The sequence below is a fragment of the Chelatococcus albus genome, from assembly GCF_030067675.1.
In the GTDB taxonomy this organism is placed as follows: domain Bacteria; phylum Pseudomonadota; class Alphaproteobacteria; order Rhizobiales; family Beijerinckiaceae; genus Chelatococcus_A; species Chelatococcus_A albus.
Genome location: NZ_JASJEV010000007.1, coordinates 155,065 through 168,986 on the forward strand (window position 1 = coordinate 155,065; position 13,922 = coordinate 168,986).

Consider the following 13,922-nt stretch of genomic DNA (forward strand, 5'->3'; position numbering starts at 1 on the left):
CATCGGAAGGGCCGGACGAGGCTGACGTGACGAAGGACGGGGCGCAGGCGATTGCGGGCATGGCGCGTGCACCCAGCCGGGGCGAGCTGATCGCCGACGGCATCGTGCACGGGGTCGGGCTCGTGGCGGCGCTCGTCGGGGCCGGCGTGCTCGTCACGGTCGCGGCCATGCGCGGCGCCTACGACCTCCTGCCGGCGGTGTCGATCTACGTCGCCGGGCTCGTCGCCATGCTCGGCTGCTCCTGCGCCTACAACATGACGCCGCCCTCGCGCCTCAAGGCGCTGCTCAGGCGCTTCGACCACGCCGGCATCTTCCTCATGATCGCCGGCACCTACACGCCCTTCACCACACGCCTGCTCGCCGGCGCCTGGTCGGTGGGGCTCACGAGCGCGGTCTGGACGCTCGCCATCCTCGGCGTCCTCTCCAAGCTCGTGCTGCCGCTGCGCTTCGATCGGCTGACGGTCGTGGCCTATCTCCTCCTCGGCTGGATCGTCGTCGTCGCCATCGATCCGATCCTCGCGGCGGCGAGCACCACGACGCTCGTGCTGCTCGCGGTCGGCGGGCTTCTCTACACGGTCGGCATCGTCTTCCACCTGTGGCAGCGCCTGCCCTTCCAGACGGCGATCTGGCACGGCTTCGTCGTGGCGGCGGCGGCCGTGCACTATGCGGCCGTGTTCCTCGTCGTCCAGATCGCAGACTGAAGCCTCCCGCCGCTCACCCGCCCTGTTGCCCCACCCGCACCACAGGGCCGCCCGCCGCGACGGCATCCGCCGGGTCGTGCGTCACCATGAGGGCCGGCAGGCGGCGGGCGCGCACCTCCTCGAAGACGAAGCGGCGGAAGCGCTCGCGCAGCTCGACGTCGAGCTTCGAGAAGGGCTCGTCGAGGAGCAGCGCCTCCGGCTCGGAGAGGATGACGCGCATGAGCGAGACGCGCGCCCGCTGCCCGCCCGAGAGCGTCGCCGGATCGCGCCCGCCGAAGCCGGCGAGATCCGCCTCGGCCAGCGCCGCCTCGACGCGGGCCCGGCGCTCGGCCCTGCCGCGCACGGAGGCCGGCAGGGCGAAGGCGAGGTTGCCGGCGACCGAGAGGTGCGGAAAGAGGAGATCGTCCTGGAAGAGGATGCCGACCCGGCGGCGCTCGGGGGGCAGGCCGTCGAGCCGCCGGCCGGCGAGCGTCACCGTGCCCGTGGCCTCGAACTCCCCGGGCAGCGTGCCGCAGAGATAGGCGAGCAGTGCCGACTTGCCGGCGCCCGACGGCCCCATGACGGTCACCACCTCGCCCGGCGGCACGGCGAGCGAGAGGTCCATGAGGAGCTTGCCGGCGAGCGCGAGGCGCACCCGGTCGAGGACGAGGGCTCCCGCACCTGCCGCAGGCTCACGCATCGCGCAGGCCCCTCCGGTGGCGGAAGACGAGGAGCGGAACCCCGATCGCCGCGGCGAAGGCGAGGAACGGCAGGAGCGCCTGCAGGAGCGCATGGACCCCGATGATGCGCCGGTCGCCGCCGGAAGCGAGCGCGACCGCCTCGGTCGTGATCGTCGGGAAGCGCCCTGCCCCGACGACGAGGGTCGGCAGATAGAGGTCGATGCTGACGGAAAAGCCGATGGCCGCCGCCGTCAGGACGGGACGCATGAGCATGGGCAGGCGCACCTTGACGAGCGCCGCGAGCGGGCTCGCCCCGAGGCACAGGGCCGTCGTGCGGTAGCGCTCGTCGTAGGCGCGCCAGGGGTCGGCGAGGGAGAGGAAGACGTAAGGCAGCACGAAGACGAGATGGGCGAGGACGACGGCCGCCCAGCCGCCATCGAGCCCGAGCGGCAGGAAGACGACCTCGAGCCCGGTGAGGAAGGCGACCTGCGGCACGATGAGCGGCAGGTAGAGGAGCCCCGTCACGCGCCTGCCGGGCGTCCGCCCGGTGCGCACCTCGTTCTCGAGGCAGCCGAGGACGAGGGCGAGCGCGAGCCCCGTCGCGATCGCGGCGATGGAGGCGCTCACACCGAGGACGGCCGCGGCGCTCATCGTGCCCTCGATCCAGCGCGCCGACGTCAGCGCGGCGGGCAGCAGCTGCGGGAAACGCCAGCTCTCGGCGAAGGACCAGAGCACGAGGCTCGCGAGCGCCAGGCCGAGGGTCAGCGCTATGACACCCGCCGCCCCCCAGGCGAGGAGCCGCCCCGCCCCTTCCCAGGTCGTGCGGGCGCCGCGCGCGCCCGCCGTCCGGGCGCGGTCCCTCACCACAGCCTCGCCGCCGAGCCAGAGGGCGATGGCGACGGCGACGACAAGGACCTGGAGCACCGCCCCGGCGCTCGCCTTGAAGCGCGTGGCGAGGTCCGGGTCGCTCGCCCAGCGCAGCACGGCGACCGCGAGCGGCGGCGGGCTGGTGGGACCGAGGACGAGGGCGACGTCGACGACCGAGGTGCCATAGGCGAGCACGGCGACGACCGGCAGGCGGATCTGCGGGTAGACGCGCGGCCAGACCGTCCTGATCCAGCCGGTGACGCGTCCGTAGCCGAGGGTGCGCGCCACGGTGAGGGTGCGCGCCGCATCCGCCTGCGGCAGGGCGGCGAGCGTCATGAGGAAGAGGAAGGCCGTCTCCTTCAGCGCAAGGCCGGCGATGAGGGAGAAGCCCCACGGATCGTTGACGGTGAGCAGGTCCGGCGGGCGCGTGTAGCCCGTCGCCCAGGGCGACAGCAGGCGCAGGACGAGGCCCGAGGGCGCCAGGACGAAGGCAAGCCCGATGGCGAGCGCCACGTGCGGCGCAGCGAGGAGCGGCGCGATGAGGCGCCGCAGCACGGCGAAGGCGCGCGTGCCCTGGAAGACCGCCGTCACGACGATCACGACGGCGAGCGACAGCGCCGTGGTCGCGAGGCCGACCCAGAGGCTGATGAGGGTGGAGCGCGTCAGGCCCGGCGTTGCCGCGAGTTCCCGCCAGGCGTCGAGCGAGCCGCCCGAGCGGCCGAGCACCGGCCAGTGGCCGAAGGCGGGCAGGAGGACGCCGGCGAGCCCCGCCGCCACCGGCAGAAGCAGCACCGCGAGCGTCAGGACCGGCGCGAGACGGAAGGGCATGGGCGGCTCACCCCGCGCCGTAGCGGCGCTTCCACTCCCCGGTGATGCGCGTCATCCAGCTCGGATGCGGCTCCGGCAGGTGGCGGCCGAGCTTCTCGGGCGGCAGCGTGGCGATGCCGAGGTCGAGCGCCTCGAAGCGCCGGCGGTCCTCGGCGGGGAGCCTGGCGAGGTCGAGCACGGTGAAGGCGCCCCACACCTTCGGGTCCTGCTTGCGCGCCTGGGCTTCCGGCGAGAGAAGGAAATCGGCCACCACCATCGCCCCCTCCTTGTGCGCGGCGTTGAAGGGGATGGCGACGAAACTGGCGTTGCCGATGGTGCCGCCGTCGAAGACGAAGCTGCGCACGGTCTCGGGCAGCTCCTTGCTGGCGATGGCGGCGCTCGCCGCCGCCGGATCGAAGGCGAAGGCGATCTCGGTCTCGCCGTCGGCGAAGAGGCGGCGCAGCTCCGCCTGGTTCTTCGGAAAGGCGCGGCCGGCCCGCCAGAGGGCGGGCTTCAGGGCGTCGAGATAGGCCCAGAGCGGCGCCGTGACCGTCACGAAGGCGGCCTCGTCGACGGGCTTCTGCAGGATGGCGGGATCGGCAACGACCTCGACGAGGACCTGTTTCAGGAAGGTGGCGCCGAGATAGTCGGACGGGTCGGGATAGGCGAAGCGGCCGGGGTTCGCTGTGGCCCAGGCGAGGAGCGCCCGCGCCGAGGCGGGCGGGCCCGGCAGGCGCGCCCGGTCGTGGAAGAAGACGATCTGCGCCATGCTCCACGGCGCCTCGAGCCCTTCGGTCGGCACGGTGAAGTCGTTCAGGACCGAGGGCTTGCCGGCGACGTCGACGAAGCGGAAGTTCGGCAGGTCCTCGGCCCAGGGGCCGAAGAGCAGGCCGTTCGCCTTCATGGCGGCGAAATTCGGCCCGTTGATCCAGATGAGATCCACCGCCCCGCCCTCGGTGCGCCCGGCCGTCTTCTCGGCGAGGACGCGGGTCACCGCCTCGGCCGTGTCAGCGATCTTGACATGTTCGACCTTCACGCCGAAGCGCCGCGCCGTCTCGGTGCCGACCCAGGCGATGTAGTCGTTGATGTGTCGCTCGCCGGCCCAGGCGTACCAGTAGACGGTCTGGCCGCGCGCCCTTTCGGTGACGGCGGCCCAGTTCTTCGGGTCGGGCGGCGCCGATTGCGCCAGGGCCGGGCCGGCGAGGATCAGGCCGGCCGAGACGAGGGCGAGGGCGAGACGGCGCAACATGGGGGTCGGCTCCGGGCGGCGATAGTCGCACGCACTCTCCGCGCCGGCGCGGGAAAATCAATTGCCCCCCGGCGATTGCGCACACACGACGGCGTCAGCGGGGCGTGAAGCGGCCGACGCCGACGATGCTCCTCACTCCAGCCGCACGGCGACGCTGTCGGTCGCGCCCCGGGCGTCGACGACCGACACGCGCGCGAAGCCCGCGCCGTCGGGCAGCCAGGACGACTGGCGGCGGATCTCGCGCTCGGCCACCGGCGCGCCGTTGACGAACCAGGTGAGCGGCGGCACGCCGCCCGTCGCCTTGAGGGCGAGCGGCGCCGCCCCCTCACCCGCCCGGCCGAGGCCGAGGTCGACGCGCGCGCCGTCCGGCGGGAAGGCGATCCTCAAGGGTGCGCTCGCGGTCGCGGCGATCGTCTTCGGAGCGTCCTTGCGCAGGTGGCGCAGCGGCGGCGGCAGGGTGGCCGAGGTGGCGAAGAGGACGTTGGGCGGCGCCGGGATCGCCTCTGGCTCCTCGCCGAGCCGTGCGAAGGCCTCGAACAGCATGGGCGCGGCCACGCTGCGCGCCACGAGGCCCGGCACCGCCGCCCCGTCCGGGCGCCCGAGCCAGACGGCGACGGTGGTGCGCCGGTCGAAGCCCGCGGCCCAGGCGTCGCGGTAGCCGTAGGAGGTGCCCGTCTTGAAGGCGATGCGGCCCGGCAGGGCGTTCACCGGCGCGGGCGCGCCCTTCAGGATGTCGGCGACGTACCAGGCCGCGACCGGGTCGGCAATGCGCGCCCGGGCTGCGGGCCGCGCACCGGTCTCCCCCTGCCGGCGCACGAGATCCGGCACCCCGCCGCCGCGCGCGAGCCCGGCATAGAGCCTGGCGAGATCGGTGAGCCGGATGCCGAGGCCGCCGAGGCCGACGGCGAGGCCGGGCGCCCCCTCCCGCGGCAGGACGATGTCGGCGCCGGCGCCGCGCAGGCGGGCGAGGAGCCGCGGCGGGCCGACCTCGGCGAGCAGCGCGACCGCCGGCACGTTGAGCGACAGTTGCAGGGCGCGCCGGGCCGTCACCGTGCCCTGATAGGCAAGGTCGAAGTTCTCCGGCGCATAGAGGCCGTAGCGCGACGGGCGGTCGTCGAGGACGGTTTCGGGATGGGCAAGGCCGTTCTCGAAGGCGAGCGCATAGATGAAGGGCTTCAGCGCCGAGCCCGGCGAGCGCACGGCCTCCGTCGCATCGACGCTCCCCGCCCGGTCGGCGGCGAAATAGTCGGCGGCGCCGACGTGGGCACGCACCGCCCCCGTCGCATTGTCGACGACGAGGACGGCGGCCGAGATGCCCGGCCCGGCCCGCTCGGCGCTTTCGCGCGCCAGCGCCTCGAGGCTCGCCTGCAGGCGCGCCTCGACGGTCAGGCGGTGCACGCGCTCGGCGGGGGCTTGCCTCACCGCCGCTTCCGCCGCATGGGCGGCGAGCGCCGGGAAGGGCCGGCGCTCGCGCGGCACGGCCTCGGCGCGTGCCGCCGCCGCCTCGGCGGGGGTGATCAGCCCGCGCGCCAGGGCCCGGTCGAGCACGCGGTCGCGGGCGCGGCGGGCGGCCTCGGGCGAGCGGTCCGGTCGGCGCAGCTCCGGCGCCTGCGGCAGGGCGACGAGGAGCGCCGCCTCGCCGAGGGACAGGCGCTTCGGCTCCTTGCCGAAATAGGCGAGGCTCGCGGCGCGCAGGCCCTCGAGATTGCCGCCGTAGGGGGCGAGGCCGAGATAGAGCGTCAGGATCTCGTCCTTGGAGAAGCGCCGCTCGAGCTCGCGCGCCCGCGCCATCTGCCTGAGCTTTGCAGCGAGGGACCGCTCCTCGCGCGGCTCGAGCAGCCGCGCCACCTGCATGGTCAGCGTCGAGCCGCCGGAGACGACGCGGCCGTTCGCGGCGATCTGCGCCGCGGCGCGCGCGAGCGCGAGGCCGTCGACGCCGCCGTGGCGGCGGAACCGCGCATCCTCATAGGCGACAAGCAGGTCGAGGAAGCGGGGGTCGACCTCGCGCACCGTCACGGGCAGGCGCCAGCGCCCGTCCGCCATGGTGAAGGCGCGCAGCAGGCGGCCGTCGCGGTCGAGCACCACGGTCGAGCGCTCGCGCGCGGCGGCCAGGTCGAGCGGCCCGAGGCCGTCCGCGTAGAGCCGGAAGGCGGCGATCCCGGCCCCGGCGGCGAGCAGCGCGAGGCCAGCCGCAGCAGCAGCGCGACGCGCCGCGACGGACGGCCGGGCGCCATTCCCGGAGGCTCTCCGCAACAGGGAGGGCAAGCCGCGCAGGCCTTGCCCGCGCTCGCCGCCCGCGTGGCCGGACTGATCCCTGCGAGCGCGCTCCGCAGCCGTCATTCCCGGACTCGTCCCGGGGACCTCGATCGGCAGGGTGCCACGGTCCCCCGATCGGGATGGCCGGGACTGGCCCGGCCATGACAGGCGGAACATGCGGGCGATGCGTCTCAACCGGGCGATTGCGAACCGGCGCATCGGAACCCCCTCCCGGCGGCGCGCCTCAAGGCTTCGCCGCCGTGATCTCCACGGTGCCGAAAGCCGTGCGGCCGAAGCGCTCGGGCCGGTACATGTCCTCGGCGACGGCCGGGGGATGCACATAGCGCCCCGGGCTCACCGCGCGCACGACATAGGCCACGGTGAAGAAGGCCGGCTGGCCCCTGTCGCGGTCGAAGGCCGCGACGAAACGGTCGTCCCGGTATTCGGCGTGCACCGGCTCGACGTCGCGCTTCAGCCAGGACAGGCCGGAGAGCGCCGTGCCGTCGACGAGGTTCGGGTTGTCGATCTCGAAGCCCGCCGGCAGATGGTCGACGAGGAGGAGGCGGGCGTATTTCGCCTCCGCCTCCGCCACCTTCAGCGTGACGACGAGGCGCTCGTTCTGCCTGACCTGGCGCAGGTCGGCCGGCGTGCCGTCGAGCCGGTAGTAGCCGCGCTCGACCGCATAGCCCTGCTGGGCGGCGGGCTCGGGCGTCGCCGGATAGCCCGAGACGCCGACGACGAGCTGCGCCGCCTGCGGGCTCGCATTGCCGATGACGACCGGCCGGCCGTCGAGGGCGGCGCCGCGGAAGCTGCGGTAGAGCGCGCCCTTGTGCGGCGCCCCGTCGACGTCGAGCGACAGGGCTTCGGCGTCCTTGGCCACGGCGCTTGCGGCGAGCACCATCCAGGCGTTCTCCTGCGTGCTCGTCCAGCGCGCAGCGCTGCGCGCCTCCTCGACGACGAGGCTCGCGCGCTGGACGAAGTCGCGCCCGCCGCCCGTCTCGGCGAGGAGCGCCAGCATGCCGGCGCCGTCGCGCAGGCGCGAGCCGTAGTCGGGCCGCGACAGGCCGTCGTCCTTTTCCCCGCGCAGGCGATCGAGGGCGGCGGCGAAGGCCGTCTGCGCCCGGGCGCGGTCGCCCAGCATGGCGAGCGCGGCGGCGATCTGGGCGCGGGCGAGCGGGCTCACGAAGCCCTGCATCTTCGTGTCGGCGAGATAGCGCAGGTCGCCCATCACCGGGCGGCCGTTGCGCGCCAGCACGTAGATGGCATAGGCGAGGCCCTGCCCCTGCCTCTCGTCGAAGTCGGTCGTGTTGGCGACGTGGTTGCGCAGGCGGTCGAGCGCGAGGTCGAAGGGCTTCTGCGGCACCGTGAAGCCGCGCTCGCGCGCCCGCGTCAGGAAGTCGGAGACGAAGGCGTCGAGCCAGACGTCGTCGCCGCCCACCGACCACAGGCCGAAGGCGCCGGTCGAATCCTGGCGCGCCAGCACGCGCTCGATCGCGTCGCGGATGCGCTGGTCGACCGCCGTGTCCGCCGGCAGGGCCTGGGTGGCGGCGAGCTGGTTGACATAGAGGAGCGGCAGGGCGCGGCTGACGATCTGCTCCGAGCAGCCGTAGGGGTAGCGGTCGAGCGCCTGCAGGAGACCCGGCACGTCGAGCGCCGCGAGCGGCGAGACCGACACCGAGACGACGCCCGTGCCGGGCAGGAGGTCGGCGACGAGATCGCCCGACAGCGTGACGCTGCCCTGCGCCGGCAGCGGCCGCACGGTGCGGCGCACCAGCGCCGGCGTGCCGGGCTGCACGCGCAGGGTGAAGGTCTGGCCGGCATCGACGCCGGGGCCGGTGACGCGCAGGTCGAAGATCGCCGTGCCGACGCCCGCCGCCGTCACCGGAATGGTGAGCGCGGTCTTCGCGCCGGCGGCGAGGCGCAGGACGCGACGGGCGGCGTCGGCGGGCAGCGTCACCGGCCCGCGCACGTCGAGGTCGACCGTATAGTCGCCCGCCGCGCCCTCCACATTGTCGAGCGCGATGTGGAAGCGCGACTGGTCGCCCACCGCGAGGAAGCGCGGCAGGGTCCCCGTGAGCACCACGGGATCGCGCACGACGACGTCGGCGGTGGCATGGCCCACCCTGCCCTTCGCCCAGGCTACGGCCATGACGCGCAGCGTGCCGTTGAAGGCGGGGATGTCGAACTCGACGAGGGCGGTGCCGTCCGGCCCGACCTTGACCACGCCCGAATAGCGGGCCACGGGCTCCTGCGTCGGCGGGGCGCCTTCGAGCTGGGGCGCGGCCATGTCGCCGCCGGAGCGGATGGCCCCGCGCGTGCCCTGCATGCCGTCGATGAGATAGCCGTAGAGGTCGCGGATCTCGGCGCCGAGCCGGCGCTGGCCGAAGAAATGCTCGCCGGGCCGCGGCGGCTCGTAGCGCGTCAGGTTGAGGATGCCGACGTCGACGGCGGCGACCGTGACGCGCGCCTCCTCGCCCGCCGCGAGCCCCGCCACCTTGACGGGCAGGCGCAAGGTGCCGCGCGGCCGCATGGAGGCGGGCGCGCCGAGGTTGACGGCGAGGGCGCGCGCCTCCCGGTCGACGGCGAACCAGGCGAGGCCCAGCGCCCGGCCCGGCATCCGCTGCGCCGCCTTGTCGAGCGGCCGGTGCGCGAAGGCGAGCGCATAGGCACCCGGCCCCCACTCGGCCTTCACCGGCAGCTTCAGGGTGAGCCCGTCGGGCGTCACGTCGACGACGCGCTCGTCATGGACCCTGTCGCCGACGATCATCACGGTGGCCTTGCCCTTGAAGCGGGCGCCGAGCTTCAGCGTCATCTCCTCGCCGGCGCGATAGCCGGCCCTGTCGAGGGTGACGTCGAGGCGATCCGGCGTGTCGGCCGTCTGCTCGCCGGAATAGCCCACCTCGAAGGCGAGGCTCGTCGGCGTCGCGTCCGGCTCGCCCGTCGCCACCTCCAGACGGTAGGAGCCCCACTGCACCGGCGCGGCGATGCGCGCCGGGGCGTCGGCGGCAACGTCGAGCCGCCCGTCGGCGACGCGGCGCGTCGCCTTGACGGGCTCGTAGGACCAGCGCCCGTCCTGGCTGAACCACTGGTAGCGCCGCTCGACGCGGTAGAGATTCCATTGCACGGGCCTGGCCAGCCGGCGACCGTCCGCCGCGGCGACGACCACGTCGAAGGTCGCGGTTGCGCCCTCGGAGAGCTCGCCGAAGAGCTTCCTCACGCCGAGCACGATGCCCTTGGGCAGGATGGGCAGCGTCAGCGTGCGCTCGACGGCCCGGCCGCCCGGCTCGCCCACGCGCAGCACGACCTTTGCCTCGACCGGGCGCGGCGCCGAGACTTCCGGCACGGGGGCCTGCACCATGGCGCGGCCGGCGGCGTCGGTCGTCGCGCTCTCCTCGATCTCGGCGGTGACGTTCTCGAACTCCTCGTCACCGAGGCCGACGGCATAGCCCTCGAGCCCCGGAACGGCGGCACCCGCGGCCGGCTGCACGACGACCTCGCCCGTCACGTCGAGGGCTGCGCCAGGCGCGCCGTAGAGGTAGCGCGCGGCGACGTCGATCTCCGCCGGCTCGCCGGATTTCAGCGCCTTCTGCCGCGCCGCGAGCGTCACCTCCAGGCGCTCGGGCACGTAGTCCTCCACGAGGAAGGTCGTCTCCCCGACCGGCGCGCCCCTGGGATCGGCATAGGCGAGCACGCGCCAGGTGCCGCGCATGGCGCCCGGGAGGAGCGGCAGCGACCAGGCGCGCCCGCCGAGCCCCTGGTCCTCGACGAGCTGGCGCCTGTATTCGACGCCGTCCGGCCGGCGGGCGACGAGGGTGAGCGGCAGGCTTGCGCCGACGTTGCCCCTGCCGTCGCGCAGCAGGGCGGTGACGAAGACGGTCTCGCCCGAGCGGTAGACGCCGCGCTCGCTGAAGACGAAGGCGTCGAGCGGGCCCGGCGCCGTGCGCCCCTTCACGCCGCGGTCCGTCAGGTCGAAGGCCGGCTGGCCGAGGTCGAGGAAGCCGTAGTCGCCGCCCTTGCTGGTGGCGACGACGAGGCCGGGGGCGAGGCCCCCCGTGCCGCGCGCGAGGCCTGCGTCGAAGCGCGCGCGGCCGGCCCGGTCCGTCGCCTTCGTCGCCAGCACCTCGTTGTTGCGGGCGACGAGCTTCAGTTCCACGTCGGCGAGCGGCTCGGCCGTGGCGAGGGAACGCACCACGACGTCGACGCCGCCCTCGCCGGAGGAGAGCGCCGTCAGGCCGAGGTCGGAGACGACGAACCACTGCGTGGCGCGCAGCGAATAGTCCTCCTCCGGCGCAGGACCGCCGGCGGGGCGCGCCGTCATGATGTAGACGCCGGGCTCGAGCCTGTTGCCCACCGCCTCCAGCACAGGGAAGGCGGTGACCACGTCCCTGTTCAGGTCCGCCCTGGTGTCGAGCGTGCCGGTCCAGACCTTGAAGCCCTTCTCGGAGGCGATGCTCTCGGTGCTGTAGCGGCCGAGCTGGGCAAGGAACTCCTCGGAGCGGACGGTCGGCAGGAGGCTGCGGTCGCCGATGCGGAAGATCTCCACCTCGACCTGGCTCGTGTTGACCGAGACGACGGGAATGCCCTCCTGCCCGGTGCGCGGCAGGACGTAGTTGCGGCCGGTGAAGCGCACCTGGGGGGCGCGGTCGCGCACGTAGATGTCGTAGTCGGCGGACTTGAGCAGCGCCTCGCCGACGGCCGAGGGCAGGCCCTGGCGCAGCACGACGGCGTAGCGCTCGCCATGCTTCAGGCCGTCGATGCAGAGCTGGCTGTCTTCGGCCGAGACGGCGGCGTTGGCCGAGCCCGCCACGGCGACGAAGGGCGCGAAATCGACCTTGCCGCGGGCGAGCGGATCGGAAAACTGGAAGCAGGCGCGCGGCGAGGCCGCGTCCGAATCCACCTTGTAGTCGACGATGCGGAAGCCGTGCTTCTCGCGCAGGTCCTCGTAGGTCGCACGCACGGAGGCATTGTCGGCGAGTGCGAGGCTCGCGCGGTAGGCGTCGAGGGCCGGGCGCCAGATCTCGCGCAGCGCATAGACCTCGCCGAGGAGGGCGAGCGCCGCGGCCTCCTCGCCGCGGTTCGCCGCGCGCTGATAGGCGGTGTAGGCGGCGGCCGTCGCCCGCTCGCGCAGGCGCCAGCGCTCGCCGTAGTCCTTCGGCTCGATCGCCGCCGCCGCCCGGGCATAGCCGAGCCAGGCGGCTGCGTCCTTCGGCTCGGCGAGGACGGCGGCGGTGAAGGAGGCGAGCGCCGCGCGCGCATTGCCGCGCGCCATGAGGCCCGCCGCCTCGCGCTTCAGCTGCTCGACCGTGCGCCCGGGCGCGGCAGCGGCCCCTTCGCTCCTGAGCTGGCCTTCGAGGCGCAGGGCATCGCTCGCCAGATCGTCGCGCACGAAGCTCTTCTGGGCGAAGGCGCTGCCCGCCGCGGCTGCGAGGAAGGACAAGCCGAGAGCGAGCGAGATGAGGAGCTTGCGCGTCATTCGAGTTCCCCGATCCTTGCCGGCGGCCGCGGGCGCCAAATCCGGGGCGCCGAAGCTGGGGTGGGGAGTGTACATCACCGGCCCCGACCGCTGCGTGACGCCTCGCACCGACCCTAGTGCGCGGACGTGCTTACCGCAACGACGGTGCCCGCGGAGCGAGGGTGGACGCCTGCGAGAGGAGGAGGGGGAGAGCCGTCCGCGCGGGAACCACCCCCGGTCATCCCGGGGCCGAGCGCAGCGAGGAGCCCGGGCTCCAGAACCGATGCGCGTGAACCAGAAGGCGCGGCGGCCGCCGCGTCCTTGCCGCAACCGGAATCGGTTCTGGGCCCCGTACAGCCGCTGCTGCGGCTTCCGGGGTGACGGTCAGAGGCTCGCGCGGTGGCATGGACGACTCGACCGCGCCCGCGGCTTTTGCGAGAGTGCGTGCGTTGCGGAATACCGACGGAGAAGGCGTCATGATGGCAGGCACGGGGTCGCGCGTCGCCCGGATGGCGCTCTGCGCAGCGCTTCTCGGCGCGCTCGCCGTCCCCGTCGCCGCCTCGGCACAGACGCCCGCACCCGATCCGCAGCTGCAGGCGGCGAAGGCGGCCTTCGAGGCCCTGCCGGAGGCCGACCGGCGCGCCATCCAGGAGGCGCTGGTCTGGACCGGGGACTACAACGGCGCGGTGGACGGCGGCTTCGGCAGGCGCACCTTCGAGGCGATCCTTTCCTTCGAGACGCGCGCCCGGCTGTCGCCGGACGGCCTCCTCGACGCGAAGGAGCGTGGCGCGCTCGACGCCGCGGCGAAGAAGGCCAGGCAGGACTTGAACTTCACCCGCATCACCGAGGAGCGGAGCGGCCTGTCCATCGGCGTGCCGCAGCGCGTCCTCGACAAGCGCACGCCGACGAAGACGGGCACGCGCTTTTCGTCCGCGGACGGGGCCGTCACGCTCGAGGCCGGCGCCTGGGGTGACGGCGCGAGCGATCTCGCCGCCCTGTTCGAGACCCTGAAGACGGAGAGCCCGACGCGGCGCGTGACCTACAAGGCGCTGCGGCCGGACTGGCTCGTCGTCACGGGCGAGGATCGCGGCCGGCGCTTCTACACGCGCATCGCCCGGGCGCCGGAAGGCGCCGGCGCGGGTCTGCGGGGTTTCACCTTCTCCTACCCGCCGGAGCGCGCCCCGGCCCTCGACCGCATCGTCATCGCGGTCGCCAACAGCTTCGAGCCCTTCCCGGCACGACCCGCCGGCCCGGCGGCGCCGGGCAAGGCCACGGCTGCGGCCGGCACGGCGGCGACGCCCGCCGCCCCGCCGCGCCCCGCCGCCGAAGCGCCGCCCCTCGCGGCCACCGGCCTGTCCGTCGGCGGCGGCCGCGTGCTGACCTCGGCCGTGGTCGAGACCTGCCCCGCCCCGCTCGTCGCCGGGCAGAAAGCCCGTCTCCTGCGCAGCGACAAGGACAGCGGCCTTGCGCTCCTCGACGCCGGCAGCGCCCCCGCCGGCCCGCCCCCGCGCCTGCGCTCCGCCGCACCGGCCGCGGGCGAGGCGGCCGTCGTCGTCGCCCATTCCCCGGCCGTGCGCGGCGCTTCGGTCAGTCCCGCGGCCATCGCCGCCGGCGGCGGCCGCACTCCGGGCCTCGCGGCGCCGCTCCAGGCGGGAGCGGCGGGCGCACCCGTCTTCGACAGGAGCGGGGCGCTCGTGGGCATCGTCCTTCCCCCGCCGAGCCCGCCGCGCCTCGTCGCCGGCGTCGCCGTCGAAACGCGCTATCCCATGGCCGATGCGGCAGCGATCGCGCGCCTCCTCGGCGATCCGCCGCTGGCGGCAGCGCCGGCCTCTTCCGCCGCGCCGCTGAGCGCCGGCGCCATCGCGGCCGAAGCCGGCCGTTCGGTCGTCGCCGTCAGCTGCGGCCGTTGACGGCCCGGCGGGCCGCCTGCA

General features: G+C 74.5%; 7 protein-coding genes. 2 read left to right on the forward strand and 5 right to left on the reverse strand.

All coding sequences use genetic code 11. The features are described from left to right. Positions 1–26 precede the first annotated feature (26 nt). Positions 27–701, forward strand: coding sequence for a PAQR family membrane homeostasis protein TrhA (trhA, locus tag QNA08_RS12670; protein ID WP_340322080.1), 675 nt, complete (start codon positions 27–29; stop codon positions 699–701). 13 nt (positions 702–714) lie between these two features. On the opposite strand, the gene QNA08_RS12675 is transcribed toward trhA, so the two are convergent. The 5 genes from QNA08_RS12675 to QNA08_RS12695 all read right to left on the reverse strand — a co-directional run bounded on the left by QNA08_RS12675 (position 715) and on the right by QNA08_RS12695 (position 12,012). Further along, complete coding sequence (locus QNA08_RS12675) at positions 715–1,380, reverse strand: ATP-binding cassette domain-containing protein (RefSeq protein WP_283741077.1); 666 nt, start codon at positions 1,378–1,380, stop codon at positions 715–717. Further along, the gene (locus QNA08_RS12680; RefSeq protein ID WP_283741078.1) at positions 1,373–3,055 is read right to left on the reverse strand and encodes an ABC transporter permease; all 1,683 of its coding nucleotides are present in this window, start codon (positions 3,053–3,055) and stop codon (positions 1,373–1,375) included. Before QNA08_RS12680 ends, QNA08_RS12675 begins: the two co-directional genes overlap by 8 nt. A gap of 7 nt (positions 3,056–3,062) precedes the next feature. After that, positions 3,063–4,283, reverse strand: coding sequence for an ABC transporter substrate-binding protein (locus QNA08_RS12685; RefSeq protein WP_283741079.1), 1,221 nt, complete (start codon positions 4,281–4,283; stop codon positions 3,063–3,065). Positions 4,284–4,415: 132 nt separating this feature from the next. Then, complete coding sequence (gene pbpC, locus QNA08_RS12690; protein ID WP_283741080.1) at positions 4,416–6,623, reverse strand: penicillin-binding protein 1C; 2,208 nt, start codon at positions 6,621–6,623, stop codon at positions 4,416–4,418. A gap of 160 nt (positions 6,624–6,783) precedes the next feature. Further along, complete coding sequence (locus QNA08_RS12695) at positions 6,784–12,012, reverse strand: alpha-2-macroglobulin family protein (protein WP_283741081.1); 5,229 nt, start codon at positions 12,010–12,012, stop codon at positions 6,784–6,786. A 455-nt stretch (positions 12,013–12,467) separates the two neighbouring features. Between QNA08_RS12695 and QNA08_RS12700 the strand changes: the two genes are divergently transcribed. Beyond that, positions 12,468–13,901, forward strand: a complete 1,434-nt coding sequence (locus QNA08_RS12700; RefSeq protein ID WP_283741082.1) for a peptidoglycan-binding protein — start codon at positions 12,468–12,470, stop codon at positions 13,899–13,901. Positions 13,902–13,922: the final 21 nt, after the last annotated feature.